Below are 17450 nucleotides of genomic sequence, written 5' to 3' on the forward strand. Positions count from 1 at the left end.
GTCATTTATGTCGACGCAATCGCTGCAAGCATTGGTACTGGATCTACTGGCCAGCACCCTGGAACTGGACATCACGGAGATGGACGTCCAACTGAGCGTGGAGGAGTTGGGGCTCGACTCGCTGGACGTGTTGAAGCTGACTTACGCGATTGAAAAGCGCTTTGGCGTCAATCTCTCCGCCTACAGCCATACCGACATCAGTTCAGTGCATCGCCTGGTGGAAATACTCGCCGAACAGTTGTCCACCCAACGAGCCGTTTCATGAACGCCGTCGTCATCACTGGGGTTGGCTGCGTTTCGCCGTTTGGCGTCGGCCGCCAGGCGTTATGGGACGGTCTGGCCCAAGGGCGTGGCGCCATTGGCCCGGTCTCCGGTCTGAGCGAGGCGGTTGGTGCGACCTGCAACGCCGGCGCGGCGCCTGAGGACGCCCTGGTCGACCGGTTCAGTGCCAACGAGTTGCTGCTGTTGGACCGTGCCAGCCAGTTCGCCTTGCTGGCCGCCGCCGAGGCCGTGGACATGGCCGCGATCGACCTGGCACAGGTTGATCCGACGCGCTGTGCGGTTTACATGGGCACGGCGGTGGGCGGCAGCGAGTCGTTGCACAACGCTTACCTGGATCTCTACCAGGCCCGCAGCTCCACCCTGGCGCCCTGGACCGTGCCACGGGTCATGGCGAACGCCGCCGCCAGCCACTTGAGCCTCAAGTACGGCTTCAAAGGGCCCGCCCTGACGATCAGCACGGCATGCGCGTCTTCGACTCAGGCGATTGGCGAGGCTTATCGCCTCCTGCGCCACGGTGATGCCGAACTGGTCATGGCGGGTGGCACGGACGCCTGTCTCAACGCACTGGTGTGGAAAGCCTGGGAGGCCTTGCGGGCGATGGCCCCGGATACCTGCCGACCGTTTTCCTTCGGTCGCCGGGGCATGGTGCTGGGTGAGGGCGGCGGTGTCCTGGTCATGGAAACCCTGGCCCACGCCCAGGCCCGGGGTGCACCGATCCTGGCCCAGGTATTGGGCTACGGCGTCAACAGCGACGCCGGCGACCTGCTCAAGCCCTCCGTGGATGGCCCGGCCCAGGCGATGCGCCAGGCCATCGCGGACAGTCGGTTACCCGCCGAGACGTTCGGCTATATCAACGCTCATGGCACTGGCACGTTGCTCAACGACCGTTGCGAGACCGCGGCGATCAAGCAGGTTTTTGGCAGTCACGCATCGCAGCTATGCGTCTCCTCGGTGAAATCGGCCATCGGTCACCTGATGGGGGCTGCGGGTGTGGTGGAGTTGATTGGCGGCCTGATGGGCTCGATGCATTGGCAGATTCCCGGCACCCTCAACTACCTGGGCCCGGATGCGGAATGTGACCTGGATTATGTGACCGAGGGCACGCGTAAAGCGGATGTCCAGGCCTGGCTGAAAAACTCCTTCGCATTTGGAGGGCTCAATGTTTCCTTGGCGCTGGCCACGGGGTTGTGCCCATGATTCTGGTCACAGGGGCCAGTGGGTGCCTGGGCAGTCATATCGTGCGTTGGTTGCTGGAGCAGGGGGAAACCGTGGCGGTGCTGGTGCTGCCAAAGGATCCGGCCCCGGCGCTGGCGGGCTTGCGAGAGCGCCTGGACTGGCGTGAGGGCGATCTGCTGGTTCCGGCCAGCCTTGCCCCGGCACTCCGTGGCGTTACCAGGATCTATCACGCCGCCGGCCTGGCCTTGCCCTATGAGAGCGAGCGCCAACGGATGTTCGCGGTGAATGTGCAAGGGACGGTCAATTTATTGCAGGCCGCCCGCGCTGCCGGTGTCGGCCGCATCCTGCACGTATCGTCCATTGCCGCCGTGGGTTACCCGGCCCGGCAAGCGGATGAAACCATGGCTTATAACGGCGATGCGTTTCGCCTGGCCTATATGCACAGCAAGCGGGAGGCCGAGGAGCAGGTACGCCGTTTCTGCGCCGAAGGCATGGACATCGTGATTGCCTGCCCGTCGGCGGTCATTGCCTCCCACTGCGATGTGCTGCATGGCTGGGGCAAGGTCATGCTCGACCTCCGGTACCGGCGCCTGCCGTTCATTCCACCTGGTGGCATCGCCGTTATCGGTGCGCGGGACCTGGTGCAGGGGCTGCAAGCCGTCATGGACCGCGGGCAGCGCGGTGAGCGCTACATCCTCAGCGCCCACAACATCAGCTACCGCGAACTCTTCGGCTGCATGGCGGACGCGCTGAGCGTCAAGGCGCCACGCTGGCGTCCCCGGACACTGGCCTGGATCGTCGCCTTGCTACGTCCGTTGGATCTGCTGATTGGTTGGGTTCCGCTGCGGCTCTCGGCTGACGTGGTGGCCTTGTTGGGCCGACAGGTCCATTACCGAACCGAAAAGGCCCGGCAGCAATTGGGGTTTGTTCCCCGTCAATCGTTGGAAGATCTGGTGCATGAGACGGCCCATTGGTTGATCCGTCTACAGGAGCGTAAGCGTTGAACGAAAGGATGGTGCCCGAGGTGGGTGTCCTGGCCGATACACCGGCGGTGGTGCAGTTGAATGCCTGGCTGCGGAACTGGGCCAGGCGCCTGGATTTCCGCTTGGTGGACGAGCGTCGTTGCCTGCCCCCGCATTGGGTACTGGCGTTGGGCAACAAAGGCTTGCTGGGCATGCAGGTGGCCGAACGCGACGGTGGCCTGTTGGGGTTATCGAATTTCGAACTGCTGCGGGTTCAGCGTCAGTTGGGCGCGATTGACCTGACGCTGGCCTTTTTCGTGGGGCTCAACAACGGGCTGGGTATTCGCCCCATCCAGCGTTTTGGTTCACCGGCCATCAAAGAGCGCTATTTGCCGCAATTGGCCAGCGGACGGATACTCGCCGCGTTTGCCTTGACCGAACACGGCGCAGGCTCCAATCCTCTCGGCCTGTCGGCGACGGCCCTGCGGGAGAAGGAGGGGTTCCGGGTGAACGGGAGCAAGTCCTGGTCGGGGTCTGCCGCCTGGGCGGGGGTGATCTCGGTATTCACCCGGCATCTCGATGAACAGGGGCGCGACTGCGGTTTCGTCGGCCTGTGTCTGGATGCCGAGCAACCAGGCATGCGCCAGGGCAGCGAGGCGCTGACCCTGGGGCTCAAAGGCATGGTGCAGAATCAACTGCATTTCGACGCCGCGCTGGTTGACCCGGACCGGGTGCTGGGCAGTCCGTTCGCCGGCATGGCCGTGGCCAGCGACACCATGGCCTATGGGCGCCTGGGTATCGCGGCCACGTGTGTCGGCGGCCTATGGCGGTGCCTGCAATTGATGATGCGCTACAGTACCCGGCGCAGTTTGGGCAGCCATCGGCTTTGGGATCACCAGTACACGCAATGGGTCGTGGACGATGCGCTGTGTGCCGCGACCGCGATTGGCGGTTGGGTCGACGATCTCGCGCTTCGCCTGGATCAAGGCCTGCCCGAGGCGCCGCCGCAGGTACTGGCGGCGGTCAAATGGATGGCCAGCGAGATGCTTGGTGAAGTCAGTGACGCCGCCTTGCAGATGCTCGGTGCGCGGGGTTACTGCGACAACAACCCCATTGGCCAGTTATGGCGCGACGCACGCATTACCCGTCTGTTCGAAGGGCCGTCGGAAACGCTGGCAACCTTTATCGGCCAGCGGGTACAGGAGCAACCTGTCGCGACGCTGGATTACCTGGAGCAGACGGCGCCCGGGAAGATCGCCGCCCAGCGGCTGCGGCAATGGCTGGCCGACGCGGGCCCGATGGAACGCCTATCGGCTGGCACGCTGCGCCTGGGCGAGTGCGTGGCTTGGCTGATGCTCTACGCCCAGCCGTTGGATGAGCCATCCAGGCGTTGGGTCGACTTCCGCCTGGAACAGGCGCTGCACACCTGGGAGCGGGTCCGCTCACCGGTGCGGGCAATGCCCGGACTGGCTGAGTGGATCAATGCCAACGCAGGCCTGTGCGATGAGCCCCAACCCGGTGAAGACAGCACCATCGATCCTCTGCTCATGTCACGGGAAGGCCTATGAAACGCACCGCATTGAAGGCCGGGTTGGCGATGAGTCTGCTCAGCAGTGCCTGCCAGGGCGCCTCGCTGGAGGCCTTGGATATCAATGGTCGTCTGGAAACCCGGCAAGCGCTGACGCGCGAGGGTGAATGGGGCCTCAACGAGTACTCGGCCCTGTTGGGCGGCAGTTGGCAGGATGATTCGGGCTGGCGATACAAGGTGCAAGTCCGGGCGCTGCAGGAAAACCAACTCGACGGCGACTATCACGAAGTGGAGCCTCGTGAGTTGTTTGCCGAGTATCAGGGCGACCGTTGCACCTATACATTGGGTGTACAACAAGTGGTCTGGGGGAGTGCCGATCGACTGAGGGTCCTGGACGTGATTCATGCCTTCGACCGACGCGAGGGCTACTTTGGCGACTATGTCCAGCAGCGGCGGCCACTGGCGATGCTCAACAGCGAGTGTTCGGTGTTCGAGGATCAATCGCTACAGCTGTTGGTGATCCCGCAGACGCGCAAGGACCTGCTGCCCGATGCCGGCTCCCGCTTCGCCGAGGCCAGCGTCGGGAATGCCTTGGCGGGCATTCCCCGTACAGAAGCGGACGACCCGGACTGGCGCAAGCCTGCCGACTGGACTCCGGCCCTGAAATGGAGCGGCAACCTTCAAGGCATCGACTATTCATTGAATGCCTGGCATGGATGGCAAACGGAGGAGAGCTATACCGCGCGCTTGTCCCAGGCCGGCCTGAGTTATCGTGAGTCGCTGAAACGCCGCACCCTGTTCGGCGGTTCGTTCGCCATGCCGATCGGCCCCGTGGTGTTCAAGGGGGAGGCGGCGTTGGTTCCCGACGCGTACCGCTACTCCAGGGCTCCGACGGGTGTGCTGGAACTTGAAAAAAACCGCCAGCAACAGCTGCTGTTGGGGGTCGATTATCTGAGCGGCGACTGGTTCTTCGGCATGCAGTACTACAACCTCTGGAAGGACGAGGTGAAGGACGCCGTCGATCAGGATCGCTCTGAAATCGTCAGCCTGGCGATCCGGCGAGAGATGTGGCAGGGCCGGCTTTACCTGACGGGCTATCTGGCCCAGGACCTGCGCAATTCCGCGCAGTACGCTGCCCTGGAAATGCGTTATGACCTCGATGCCCATTGGCAGTTGCGCACCGGATTGGACATCTTCGATGGCAACCGGCAGAGCTTCGGATATTTCGACGAGCAAAGCCGGTGGGTCAACGCCGTGCGTTATTCGTTTTAGGCTGTCACCCGCAGTCGTGGCGATGAAGCCTCTTCAAGTTGAGGCACTCCCATGCGGATCAAATAGGCCTCTAGCTCCGCTGTCCGGTCTGCGATAAAGATCGCACCGACATATCCGTCCGGACGGATCAGTACGCATTCGCCTGGTGTCACTTCGTAGGCATCGCGCCAGTGTCCCCAGGTATCGATGAGATCACCGTTCGGGCCGATGTGGTACACGCGCAGGCCCGGTCGTGATGCCAGTGTCTCAAGCTTCGCCTCGTGGGCAAGCAGCGTCCAGTGGGGCCCTTGGAACAACTGGAACAGTCGTGATGACTGACCCGCCGCGCCTTGGACCGTGGCATCCGGGGCGCGATCGCCGGCGCGAATGCCACCTTGGCGTTCGGGCCGTTCCCAGGCGAGCGGCGAGTCCGGGTAGCCGATATCGAGTTGGTGCACCTCGCGACCGCGGCGCATTCCGCCCTGTTTCCGGGCATTGAGCAAGCGTGTCGAAAGGCCGAGCACCGACTCGGCTACTGGGCGACGTTCGACCTCGTAGGTATCGAGCAGTTCTTCGCTTGCCCCCTTCAATACGGCCACCAGTTTCCAGCCCAGGTTGTAGGCATCCTGCACGCTGGTGTTCAGCCCCTGTCCACCGGTGGGTGGGTGTATGTGAGCGGCATCGCCGACCAGGAGCACCCGGCCCACGCGGTAGTGCACGGCCAACCGGGCATTCATTTGGTAGTCCGACGCCCAGGAGACCGAGTGGACGATCAGGTCTGCACGTCCCGTGCGGTCAGCGGTGAGGGCGGTCAGCCCTTCGGCCGAGAGGTCGGCCGGCGCACCTGGCGGGATCGGCGCCTGGATCTGGAAGAGGTCGGTACCGGCGAGCGGACAAATTGCGAGCATGCGCGCCATGTCGCCGTCGTTGAACTGGTGCCAGGCGTCGCGCTCAAGACCGGTCAGCACGACATCGGCAACAATGGCGCGAACGCCCAGGGTCTTGCCGGGAAAATCCACACCGAGGGTTTTTCTCACAAAGCTGCGCCCACCATCCGAACCAATCAGGTAGCGGGCCCGAAGCAGCTCCTCGCCCGCCGGGCCGGCGATACGCGCGGTGACGCCGTTGTCATCCTGCTCGAAGCCCAGTAATTCCTGGTTGAATACCACTTGATGGCCCAGCTCGTTCAACCGCTCGCGCATGATCTGTTCCGTCACGCACTGGGCAATCATCAATGGCCGTTGATAGGGTTCGGCCGGGGTTGGGTCGGCCTGCTCGGCCATGTCCGAATCGAGATAGCTGCCGTCGTCACCGTAGACACGCTGGCGGGGGTAGGGCCCACCGGCCGCCGTCATCCGGTCGAGGAGGCCAAGGTCCTCGAAGATTTCCTGTGTCCGTGGCTGGATACCCTTGCCCCGCGAGCCTGGAAACGGTGTCGCCAGTTTCTCGATCAATTGGAACGAGACGCCGTGTCGCGCAAGCTCGATGGCAAGGGTAAGGCCGGCTGTGCCAGCGCCGCAGATCAAGACATCGAGCATTGGTTGATTTGTCATGGCAGCTCCAATATGTGTAGGATGCACGTAATAGGAGCCATGCTATGCCATCGATGAAAAAGGTGCAAGATACACATATTTCTGAGCAGTTGAAGGTGCTGCATGGCGCGATGATCAGTCTCGTCAGTGCAATGAACCGGCCACAGAACGACGAGAGAATGATCGAGGAGGCCGGCATCCGGCTCGACCGGGCGTTGTTCTTCGTGCTTGTGGGCATTGAGCGACTGGGGCCAATCGGTGTGGTGGATCTGGCTGAACGTTCAGGACGCGACTACACCACCATCAGTCGTCAAGTTGCCAAGCTCGAAAGCCTGGGCCTGGTGACGCGTCGTGCAAGTCCCGTCGATCGCCGCGTGCGCGAAGCAGTCATTGCGCCGGCGGGAAAGGCGATGACTGATCGCATCGACGCTGCGCGTGAGCGGATGGGGCGTGCGGTCTTCAAGGATTGGGACGGGGAAGAGTTCGAGACATTCGTCAGACTGATGCGCAAGTTTGCCGATGGCCTGGAGAAGGAACTGTCAGTGGACACTTGACCTAGCCTCAATCAGCGTCCTGTACAGCGCCGCGGATAAGCGCCGCGAAGGCTTGGGTCACTTCGTCCTTGCCATGCCGACCGCGCATCGAGGCGCCCGCAAGTGCTTCTCCCGCACCGACCAGGCCGGTACAACGACGCTCCAGTTCGGTCACGGGCAGCTCGGTGTGGGGCTTGAGCACACGGGTGAACATTTGCACGCAGTTATCCAGCAGTTCCTGGAAAACCACGGCTTTCTCGTTGCTGCCTGCCAGCGCCGCACCCACCGCGAAGAACTCGTCGGTGTTGTCTGCCGCGCATTGGATATAGGCACTGGCGAGCACCAGCGCGGTTTCTTCCAGGGGCCGCTCGGTGCCTGTCATCGCATCACGGAACGCGTTGACCCGTTCGGTATCGATCCATTTATAAAGTTCGATCAGCAGGTCCGATCGAGTGCCGAAATGATCGTAGACCACCGGTTTTGACACGCCCGCGCGCACCGCAAGATGCCCCAGGGTCAAGCGGTCGGCGCCTTCCTCGCGCACGATCAATAGCGCGGTGTCCAGCAACTGCCGCCGCCGTTCGGCTTTTGACAGTCGGCGGCTAGAGGACGGGGTCGGGGACTCGATGTCGGTTTGCACTTCGTCGCTCCAGGGTTAAAAAACCTACCAATGGTAGGTAGTGGGGTGTATGTTCGGGTTGACTCTTCCTACTAATGGTAGGTTTCGTTTCCAACACAAGGAGAACATACCATGTCTGTTGATCCTATCTTGTTTATGGGCGGTTCTGGCGCCATTGGCCATCACACTGCCCAGGCGCTGCGCGCCGCCCATCCCGGCGTACCGCTGCTGATCGGTGGCCGCGATCTGGCAAAGGCCCAGCGGGCCGCAGAAAAGCTCGGTAACGCCCAGGGCGTGCTGATCGATGCCGGCGCTGACGACCTGGGGCTCGGTGATCGCGCTGTCAGCGGTGTCGTGGTTTTTTACATGGACCACGCGCTTGCTGGGCTGCGTTACGCGCAACGGCGTGGCGTGCCGCACCTCAGCATATCGTCCGGCATTTTCGAGATCGCACCGGAAATCGCGACGTACATGCACCGGCCCGATGCCGCGCCTATCGTCCTCGGATACGAATGGATGGCCGGCGCCACGACGGTGTCGACGTTGAAGGTGGCCGAGGCCTTCAGCCGCGTACACGACATCAGGATCAGTGCATTGATCGATGAGCAGGACACTGGAGGCCCGACGGTCGCGACTGACTTCGAACACCTGAACAGGATGCTTCCTGCCGCCATGACCCGGCGCGAGGGGGTGTATGTCTGGCGGGAAGGAGAAGAGGCCAGGGCCCGCTTCCGTGCGGTGGATGGCAGGGACATCGAAGCTGGCGGGTTCTCCTCCATCGACGTCGTCGGGTTGGCCGCCGCCACGGGCGCGCCCAATGTTCAATTCGACATGGCCATCGGGCTGAGCTCGACCCGACGCGAGGGTGGCCCCCTGTCGACAGAGATCATCATTGAACTGGCCGGCGAGGATCAGAAGGGCGAAGCGTTGCGTACACGCCACGCACTCGTCCACCCGGCGGGCACGGCACCGCTGACCGGCCTCAGCGTCGCGTTGCTCCTTGAGCGGTTGCTCGGGCTGGACGGGCAGCCGCCTACCGCGCCGGGCCTCTATTTCCCCTATCAATTGCTGAACGCGGCGACGTATCAACAACGCCTGGAACAGGAGGGGGGCGTGTTGCGCGAGCTAGCGGTGGAATGATTCGATCTCGCGGCGCCGGATGCGCCGCTATCGCGAGCAGGCTCGCTCCCACAGGGTCTGGTGGTGTATGCAAAAGGCAGCGTACTCCTCAAATCCAATGTGGGAGCGAGCCTGCTCGCGATAGCGGAGTGTCTGCCACGAAGAGTTGAATGTTCGCTCCCACACTGGATTGGGCTGTACGCCGCATTTACGTACAGCACCAGACCCTGTGGAAGTGAGTCTGCTTGCGAAGAACGAACGCACCGAGTGTCGCATCAGAAACCATGAACCCTTCTCCCGGATTAGACTGACAGTCCCCGCGCAGATCATTGCGCGGGTAGCCGGGCGCGTGCTCCCGCGTTCGCCAGGCGTTTCCCCACTCGGTGATGCGGCAATGCGCAACCGCGTGTCAATCCATCCGACCACCGCTACAGTTTTCAGGTCCTGCATGTCCGTATCGACGGTGGCCTTCTTACAGGAGGGTACGTAATGGACGAGGCAAAACTTAACGAGTTCATGGGCAAGCTGGTGTCCGACATGGGCGCCTCGGCAATGCTCGCCAATATGATCCTTGGCGATGAGCTCGGGTTGTATAAAGCCATGGCGGATAGCCGGCCGATCACCTCTGAAGAACTTGCGTCCAGAACGGGCTGCAATCCACGGCTGATCCAGGAATGGCTCAGCGCCCATGCGGCATCCGGGTACATGGAGCACCACGAGGGCCAGTTCGTCTTGCCTGAAGAACAGGCGTTGGCGCTGGCCATCGAGGATTCACCGGTGTATGTGGCGGGCGGTGTCATGGTGATCGCGTCCATGTTTCACGACAAGGACAAGCTGGTGGCGGCCATGCGCGGAGATGGAGGGCTGCCCTGGGGAGACCACCATCCCTGCATGTTTCACGGTACCGAACGCTTTTTCCGGCCTGGGTACAAATCCTATCTGGTGTCGCAATGGTTGCCGGCGCTGGAAGGGGTCGTCGATAAGCTCACCGCCGGTGCGAAGGTGGCAGACATCGGCTGTGGGCATGGCGCTTCGACTATCGTCATGGCCAAGGCCTTTCCTGCCTCGCGCTTTGTGGGGTTCGATTATCACGCGCCCTCCATTGCCACGGCGACGCAGCGTGCCGAAGAGGGCGGCGTCGAGGACCGGGTCAGCTTTGTCCAAAGTACCGCGAAGAGCTTCCCGGGAGATGATTACGATCTGATCTGCTATTTCGATTGCCTGCACGACATGGGGGACCCGGTCGGTGCAGCACGGCACGCCTATCAGTCGCTGAAGACAGACGGTACGGTGCTGCTTGTCGAGCCCTATGCCAAAGACACGCTGGACGAGAACATAACCCCCGTCGGACGACTGTTCTATGCCGCTTCCACGTTCATCTGTACACCGAACTCGCTGTCTCAGGAAGTGGGCCTGGGCCTGGGTGCGCAGGCCGGGGAGGCGAGGTTGCGGGAGGTATTTGCCGAGGCGGGTTTCGGACACTTGCGCCGGGCAGCGGAAACACCCTTCAACCTGATCCTGGAGGCCCGCAAGTAGTTGTGTCGGGACGGGCCGTGTACGGGGGAGAGACCGTGGGAGCAAAGCTTGCTCGCGATGGCATCGGGTCAGGCCGCATTGATTTCGACTGCCCAGGCGCTATCGCGAGCAGGCTCGCTTCCACCGGGGCTGTCTGGAGCTACTTATAGCCACCGGGGCGTGGTGAAGAACGAGGCCATTTCCGAGCGGGCCAGTGCCGAGCCGAAGTAAGGGCCCTGGACATGGTCGCAGGCAACGCTGCGCAATTGTCTGAATTGGCGGGCGTTTTCGATCCCTTCGGCGGTGACCATCAGGCCCACGCTGCGGCTCAGCCGGATCATCGCCAGGACGCCTTCCTGATCATGCTCCAGGCCCAGTTGCGAAAGGATATTGCGATCGAAGCGGATGCCGTCGAACGGTTGATTCAAGACTTCGCGAAGGGAGGCGATGTTGGTGCCGAACTTATCGATGTTGATCCGCACTCCCAGGTCCTTGAGGGCATGCAGGGTGGTGGCGACGGTCTTGTGGTCGACCAGCAGAATGCCCTCGGCCACTTCCAGGGTCAGTCGATGGGGAGCCAGATCGCTCGTCTCAAGGGCTGTCTGCACTTGATTGAGCAAGAAATTGCTGCTGAACCATTTCGGCGAAACCGCGACGGATACATTGACGGGCGTCGGCCAGCTCGCCGCTTCCTCACAGACGTTGATCAACATCCATGACCCCAACTCTTCCAACTGGCCTGACGCTTCAGCAACCGGAATGAAGTCGGAACCACCCAGCTCACCTTTTTCGGGATGATGCCAGAACGTCTGGGCTTCAAAGCCGTGCAACTGCTCGGCGTTGACATCGAAACGTGGCAGATAACGCAGCTCCAACTGGTCCCGGTGCATGGCGTCGCGCAGCTGCTGTTCATAGCGCCGGCGGTCGCGGGCCACATTACCCATGGCTTCCACGTAAACGCGCCAAGTGTTGCGGCCGGCTGCCTTGGCCGCATACAAGGCGATGTCGGCCTGGCGCAACAGCTCATCGGCCCGGCTGTCACCGGGGTGTGCCCAGGCCACACCGATACTCACGCCCAGGTACAGGGTGTTGCCGTCCAGGTGCATGGGGCGCTGCATGCAATCGATCAGGCGTCCACAGAGTTGATCGAGATCGTGGGCATTGCCGGGGTCGGGCATGACAATGACAAATTCGTCGCCGCCCAGACGAGCCACCAGGTCGGTATCGCGCACGTTCTGTTGAAGGATATGGGCCACCTCCTTCAACACTTTGTCGCCCACGGCATGGCCCAGGGAATCGTTGACCGGCTTGAAGCGGTCCATGTCCAGGTTCAGCACCGCCAACGACACGCCGCTGACCGGGTCCAGGTGTTCGCTGAGGCAGTCGAACAGCCGGTTGCGGTTGGCCAGCCCGGTCAGCGGATCGTGCAGGGAGAGGTGCTTGATCTGCGCCAATGCCCGCAACTCATCGGTGATATCGGTGGCGGTGCCGCGGAACCCCAGGGCGCCGGCTTCAATGGCCCGGACCGAGATTTTGCAGGTGCGGATGCGTTGATTGCGGGCCGTGTACTCGCACAACAGCGAATTCGAGGACTCATTATTGGCGCCGCCGAGCAACCACTGGGCAATGGAAATCGACCCGCCGTGGGGATGCAGCAGCCGATGCAGGGGCTTACCCAGCCACTCGGAGGGACTGAACCCGGTCACTTGCTCGAAGCGTTCCGACAGATAGGTCAATGTCCCGGCCGAATCGACTTCCCACAGCCAGTCGGAGGACACCTCCGCGATGTCGCGGAAGCGTTCTTCGCTACGCTCCAGCGCCTTGCGGTGGGCCAACAGGCTGTCGTACTGGTGTTCCTGGGCCCGAAGCATCATCAAGGCATGCCGCAGCACGGCGAGGGCCAGGATCCCCAGGATCAGCAGCGCCAGCACCAACAAGGGCAGCAAGACCTTGCGCAAATCATTGCCCGGAGTCGGCGGTCGCCAGGCCAGGGCCTCATGGATGTTCTCGCCAAGCGACAATTCGGCCGTTCCGTCCGGGCCCGGCTTATGGGCGATGTAGGCATCGGGCAGGGCAAAGTCCCGGGCCAGATTCTCCAATGAAGCCGGGTCGAGGACTTTCACAAACAGCATCAGGCTGGCCGGTCCCGGGATCTCGCGCACGCTGTTGTCCGTGCCGGTGGTGATGGCCGATGCGGCGACGAACGCGGGTGCGCCGTCGTGGTGCAGCAACTTGACGATGACTTCGTCACGGTTTTCCGCTGTACGGGCGGTCTTTCCCAGGCTTTGCAGGTCTCCCGTCAGCCAGGTACTGGCATCGGCGTCGCTCATTTCGCCGTTGATTACCGAGTAAACCGTTTTGCCCTTGGGGGAAATGACGAATACGGCCTGGTAACCGTAGAGCGAATAAACGCTGCTGCCGACATTTTCCTGGTCGTAGGCCCAGGCTTTATCCACCTTTACATGCAGATGGCGGTAAGCGTCGCTCCATTTGGAATAGTCGCTCAGGTCGCGACCGATACCCGTGCGGATGCCGTCGATGGCCCGTTGGGCAAAAAACAGGCTCTGTTCCCGGGCACGCTTGTCCTGGGCCCCGGTGATGTTGAGTAGCAGGGCAATCGCCAGCGCGGACATGACAAACAGCAGGAGCATGATGGCCGGGAAGGTGCGTCGGGTGAAACTACGGGTTGGCTTGCCCGGGGAAAACTTGGTGGAGTCGTTGCCTGCATCTTCAGTCATAAACAAGTCATCAGCTAAACGCGAAATATCCCGCACGCTTCTGTATCGGCTGCCAGGCCAGTTAACTTAACTGGTCTGGCAGGCGATTACTTGATAAGACGGTCAAATATTGGCACGCAGGCGCATGGCAGTCGGTAGCGCGTTTATTCCCTGTCCTTGCGATGGCCCGGCAACAGGGCGCCGAGGACCTGTTTGGCGGTTTCCACCACGATGCCGCGCTCGTTCGGGTCACCCTGGAGCAGGGTCGAAGCGAATTTCTTCGCCTGTTCCAGTTTGATATGGGGGGGCAGGGGCGGCACGTCGGGGTCGGTCCGGAATTCGATCAGGACCGGGCGTTCGGCCGCCAGCGCTTGCTCCCAGGCCGCAGCGACCTGGTCCTCCTGCTCGACGAGAATGCCCTTGAGGCCAATGGACTCGGCAAAAAGGTGATAAGGCACGTCCGGTATGTCCTGGGACGCCTCGAATTTCGGGTCGCCCTCCATGACACGTTGCTCCCAGGTCACCTGATTCAAATCCTGGTTATTGAACACTGCGCAGATCCAGGTGCCATTGGCCCAGGTGCGCCAGTATTTGGCGACGGTGATCAACTCGGCCATGTTGTTCATCTGCATCGCGCCGTCACCGACCAGGACGATGACCGGCCGCTGCGGATGACAGAACTTCGCTGCGATCGCATAGGGCACCGCGGCGCCCATGGACGCCAGGCCACCCGACAACGAACACATCATGCCGCGACGGATCTGGATATCCCGGGCAAACCAGTTGGCGCAGGAGCCCGAGTCGCAGGTGATGATGGCGCGATCCGGCAAGCGGGGTGACAGCTCGAACGTGACCCGTTGCGGATTGATCGGTTTGGCCGACACCAAGGCGCGTATTTCCAGGGTCTTGTCCCAGTCTGCTCGCCAGTGCTCGATTTTCTTGCGCCAGGCGCGGTCGGTCTTTTCTTCGATCAACGGCAGGAGGGCGCGCAGGGTGTCGGCGCAGTCGCCTTGCAGGTTGACTTCCATGGGGTAACGCAGGCTGAGCATGTCCGGCTGAATATCGATCTGTACCCCGCGGGCCTGGCCTTCGGGCGGAAGGAACTCGGCATAGGGGAAACCGGAGCCGATCATCAGCAGCGTGTCGCAGCCGGCCATCAGGTTATCGCTGGGTTCGGTGCCCAGCAGACCGATGGAACCGGTGACCCAGGGCAGGTCATCCGGTACCGCGGCTTTGCCCAGCAGCGCCTTGGCCACGCCGGCCCCGAGTTTGTCGGCGATGGCGATCACTTCGTCTGTCGCCTGCAGCGCACCGGCGCCCACGAGGATAGCGACTTTCTTGCCAGCGTTGAGGACCTCGGCGGCTTGGCGCAGATCTTCTTCGTAAGGTACGACCCTGGGTTTGCGGTAGCCGACGCCGGAGTGAACCGTACCGTGCTTGTGGGGCGGTGGGGTGTATTCCATTTCTTGCAGGTCATTGGGCAGGACCAGTGCGGTGACACGTCGCTCGCCCACGGCGGTGCGGACGGCGCGGTCGAGCAGATGGCGCACCTGGGACGGTGTGCTGGCCTGCTGGACGAACGCCCCGGCCACATCCTTGAACAGGCTGACCAGGTCCAGCTCCTGCTGGTAATGCCCGCCGAGGGCGGCGCGGGCCTGCTGGCCGCTGATGGCGAGCACCGGCATGTGATCCATCCGGGCGTCGTAGAGGCCCGTCACCAAGTGCGATGCACCCGGCCCCGAGGTGGCGATGCACACTCCCAGCTCGCCGGTGAACTTGGCGTGGGCACAGGCCATGAACGCGGCCATTTCCTCGTGACGTGCCTGGATGAAGCGGATCTTGCCATTGGCACGGTTCAAGGCGCCGAAAACGCCATTGATGCCATCGCCCGGATAGCCATAAATACAGCGAACGCCCCATTCATAAAGGCGTTCCACCAGAAAATCACCGACGGTCATGCTCATGTCTGTCCCTCATTGCTGGGCCGCAGCCGCTTGGAACGGCGTGCAGCGTTGGGTGGCTACACAGGACTGGACCGACGCAAGTCTTCCAAGGTTTCGATTTTCGAAGGCGAGGGGCGATGGCTGGCTGATGCTCCGGGCGGCGATCCGACGATTGCGCTGGGCCGGTCAGCCTAGAGTCAACGGCCGAGCGAGGTGTCGCGGGGCAGACGCAGTTCGGCGCACAGGCCGCCGCCTTCGCGGTTGCTCAAGGTCAGCGAGCCGCCCATGGCCGTCGCCAGTTGCTGGGCGATGGCCAGTCCCAGTCCGGTCCCACCGGTTTCACGGTTGCGCGAGCTTTCCACCCGGTAGAACGGCTTGAGCACTTCGGCCAGTTCCTGCTCATTGATGCCGGGCCCGCGGTCCAGGACCTGGATCGCCAGTTGGCCGTCGTTCTCGGCCTGCACCTCGATCCGCGCCGCGCCACCGAACTTCAACGCGTTGTCCACCAGGTTCACCAGCACCCGGCGCAAGGCATGGGGGCGGGTGTCGATGACGGCGGCGTTCTTTCCGGACAGTTGTACATCCTGCCCGGTGTCCTGGTAGTCGAACACCAGGCTGTCGAGGAATGCATCCAGGCTGATGCGGCAGCTGGCCTCGGTGGCGCCGTGGATGCTGCGGGCGTAGGCCACGCCTTCGCGCACCAGATGTTCCATTTCACCCAGATCGCTCCAGAGTTTGTCCTTCTCAATGCCCTCGTCCATGAATTCCGCGCGCAGCTTCATGCGGGTGATGGGGGTCTGCAGGTCGTGAGAGATCGCCGCCAGCAACTGCATGCGCTCCTTGAGATAGGCGGCGATGCGGTCCTGCATGGCGTTGAATGCCTTGGCGGCATGGACCACTTCGGTCGGGCCGTGTTCATCCAGGCGCACGCTGTGGGCATTCGGGTCGAGGGTTTCCACGGCCTGGGCCAGCCGGGTCAGCGGGCCGACGGCGATGCGCACGGCCAGCCAGGTGCAGCCGATCAGCAACGCCAGCTGCCCCAGCAATACCACCGGCAGCCAGGGGGAGAGGGGCATCATGGCTGGGCGGACGTCGATGGTCAGCGGACTGCCGTCGCTCAGGCGCAGGTGCGCCTGGTAATGCTTCTGCGGTCCCGGAATGTCGATAAAGGTCAGGGGATAGGCCTCACCGATGGCGTCCTCGATCGAACTCACCGAGATCGGCGCGTCGTCACGGGCTATCGGCTGGCCGGGTTGCCCTTCATTCAGCAGGTAACCGTAATTGCGCCGGGTGAGCCTGGGCAGCCAGTCCGGGCGTTCGGCGGCGGGCAGGCGGTCCAGGATGGCGACGGAGGTCGAGACATCGGTTTCCAGGTTGCCGAGCATGGTGGACTTGGCGGTCTGGTAGCGCTCGTAGTACTGGACGCCGAACGACAGGCCCTGGGCCAGGATCAGGCCGATCAGGAAAATCAGCGACAGCCGCGAGGCGAGGGTGCGCGGCCACCGTAGCGGCAGATTCATGTCGACGCCTCGAGAATCTCCACCGGCAAGGAGAAGACATAGCCTTCGCTGCGCACGGTCTTGATGTAGGCCGGCTCGCGGGCGTCATCCAGCAGACGCTGGCGCAGGCGGCTGACCAGCAGGTCGATGGAGCGATCGAACAGGTCGGCGTCCCGGCCCTGAGTCAGGTTCAGCAGTTGGTCGCGGTTGAGCACCCGCTGCGGATGGTCGAGGAACACCCGCAACAACCGGTACTCCGCGCCGCTCAGGGCAACCATGGTGCCGTCGCTGTCCAGCAGATGTCGCGCCGTGGTGTCCAGGCGCCAGCGGCCGAACGCCAGCAGACGGCCGCTTTCGGTGACCACCAGGTTGGGCGGCAGCATGCGGGTGCGGCGCAACACCGCGTTGATCCGGGCCAGCAGCTCACGGGCGGCGAAGGGTTTGACCAGATAATCATCGGCGCCCATTTCCAGACCGATGATGCGGTCGGTTTCGTCGTTGCGGGCGGTGAGCATCAGCACCGGCGTGTTCTTGTGCTTGCCGGCGCGCAGCTCCCGACACAGGACCAGGCCGTCATCCCCCGGCATCATCAGGTCCAGCACGATCAGATCTACCGGCGTGGTTTCCAGGAAGGCGCGCATCTGCCGACCATCGGCGACGACGGTGGTGCGCAGGCCATTCTTCTTCAGGTAGTTACCCACCAGTTCTCTGATCTCGCGATCGTCATCCACTATCAACACGTGATCGACATGATCCATGGTGTTCAGCCCTCTT

The 17450-nt window shown here is 62.7% G+C and carries 14 protein-coding genes; 8 read left to right on the forward strand and 6 right to left on the reverse strand.

Translation table 11 applies throughout. The features are described from left to right. The first annotated feature begins 7 nt into the window (after positions 1–7). The 5 genes from FBX99_RS15290 to FBX99_RS15310 are packed head-to-tail and all read left to right on the forward strand — an operon-like array spanning position 8 to position 5220. Positions 8–265 carry an acyl carrier protein gene (locus FBX99_RS15290; RefSeq protein ID WP_055134400.1) on the forward strand — a complete coding sequence of 86 codons (258 nt, stop codon included), beginning with the start codon at positions 8–10 and terminating at the stop codon, positions 263–265. Next, on the forward strand, positions 262–1479 hold the full coding sequence (locus tag FBX99_RS15295) for a beta-ketoacyl synthase (protein WP_145131921.1): 1218 nt from the start codon (positions 262–264) through the stop codon (positions 1477–1479). The genes FBX99_RS15290 and FBX99_RS15295 overlap by 4 nt, the downstream gene beginning before the upstream one ends. Next, complete coding sequence (locus tag FBX99_RS15300; protein ID WP_144929417.1) at positions 1476–2462, forward strand: NAD-dependent epimerase/dehydratase family protein; 987 nt, start codon at positions 1476–1478, stop codon at positions 2460–2462. Before FBX99_RS15295 ends, FBX99_RS15300 begins: the two co-directional genes overlap by 4 nt. After that, positions 2459–3988, forward strand: a complete 1530-nt coding sequence (locus FBX99_RS15305) for an acyl-CoA dehydrogenase family protein (RefSeq protein ID WP_145131923.1) — start codon at positions 2459–2461, stop codon at positions 3986–3988. The genes FBX99_RS15300 and FBX99_RS15305 overlap by 4 nt, the downstream gene beginning before the upstream one ends. Next, on the forward strand, positions 3985–5220 hold the full coding sequence (locus FBX99_RS15310) for a hypothetical protein (RefSeq protein WP_145131925.1): 1236 nt from the start codon (positions 3985–3987) through the stop codon (positions 5218–5220). Before FBX99_RS15305 ends, FBX99_RS15310 begins: the two co-directional genes overlap by 4 nt. Here the strand turns inward: FBX99_RS15310 and FBX99_RS15315 are convergent. Beyond that, positions 5217–6752, reverse strand: coding sequence for an FAD-dependent oxidoreductase (locus FBX99_RS15315; RefSeq protein WP_144929414.1), 1536 nt, complete (start codon positions 6750–6752; stop codon positions 5217–5219). The genes FBX99_RS15310 and FBX99_RS15315 overlap by 4 nt on opposite strands. Positions 6753–6796: 44 nt before the next feature. On the opposite strand from FBX99_RS15315, the gene FBX99_RS15320 reads away from it, so the two are divergent. Next, complete coding sequence (locus FBX99_RS15320) at positions 6797–7285, forward strand: MarR family winged helix-turn-helix transcriptional regulator (protein ID WP_144929413.1); 489 nt, start codon at positions 6797–6799, stop codon at positions 7283–7285. 7 nt (positions 7286–7292) lie between these two features. On the opposite strand, the gene FBX99_RS15325 is transcribed toward FBX99_RS15320, so the two are convergent. Then, entirely contained in the window at positions 7293–7904 is a 612-nt protein-coding gene (locus tag FBX99_RS15325) for a TetR/AcrR family transcriptional regulator (protein ID WP_178111948.1), read from the reverse strand. A gap of 111 nt (positions 7905–8015) precedes the next feature. On the opposite strand from FBX99_RS15325, the gene FBX99_RS15330 reads away from it, so the two are divergent. Further along, entirely contained in the window at positions 8016–9023 is a 1008-nt protein-coding gene (locus FBX99_RS15330) for an NAD(P)-dependent oxidoreductase (protein ID WP_144929412.1), read from the forward strand. A 468-nt stretch (positions 9024–9491) separates the two neighbouring features. Next, positions 9492–10538, forward strand: a complete 1047-nt coding sequence (locus FBX99_RS15335; protein ID WP_144929411.1) for a class I SAM-dependent methyltransferase — start codon at positions 9492–9494, stop codon at positions 10536–10538. A 143-nt stretch (positions 10539–10681) separates the two neighbouring features. On the opposite strand, the gene FBX99_RS15340 is transcribed toward FBX99_RS15335, so the two are convergent. From FBX99_RS15340 to FBX99_RS15355, 4 genes are all read right to left on the reverse strand, one after another. Further along, positions 10682–13255, reverse strand: a complete 2574-nt coding sequence (locus tag FBX99_RS15340; protein ID WP_144929410.1) for an EAL domain-containing protein — start codon at positions 13253–13255, stop codon at positions 10682–10684. Positions 13256–13398: 143 nt separating this feature from the next. Next, complete coding sequence (locus FBX99_RS15345) at positions 13399–15198, reverse strand: thiamine pyrophosphate-requiring protein (RefSeq protein ID WP_145131927.1); 1800 nt, start codon at positions 15196–15198, stop codon at positions 13399–13401. Positions 15199–15374: 176 nt separating this feature from the next. Further along, on the reverse strand, positions 15375–16697 hold the full coding sequence (locus tag FBX99_RS15350) for an ATP-binding protein (protein WP_144929408.1): 1323 nt from the start codon (positions 16695–16697) through the stop codon (positions 15375–15377). Further along, on the reverse strand, positions 16694–17434 hold the full coding sequence (locus tag FBX99_RS15355; protein ID WP_144929407.1) for a response regulator: 741 nt from the start codon (positions 17432–17434) through the stop codon (positions 16694–16696). The genes FBX99_RS15350 and FBX99_RS15355 overlap by 4 nt, the downstream gene beginning before the upstream one ends. Positions 17435–17450: the final 16 nt, after the last annotated feature.

This window comes from Pseudomonas sp. SJZ074 (assembly GCF_007828215.1).
Lineage (GTDB): Bacteria > Pseudomonadota > Gammaproteobacteria > Pseudomonadales > Pseudomonadaceae > Aquipseudomonas.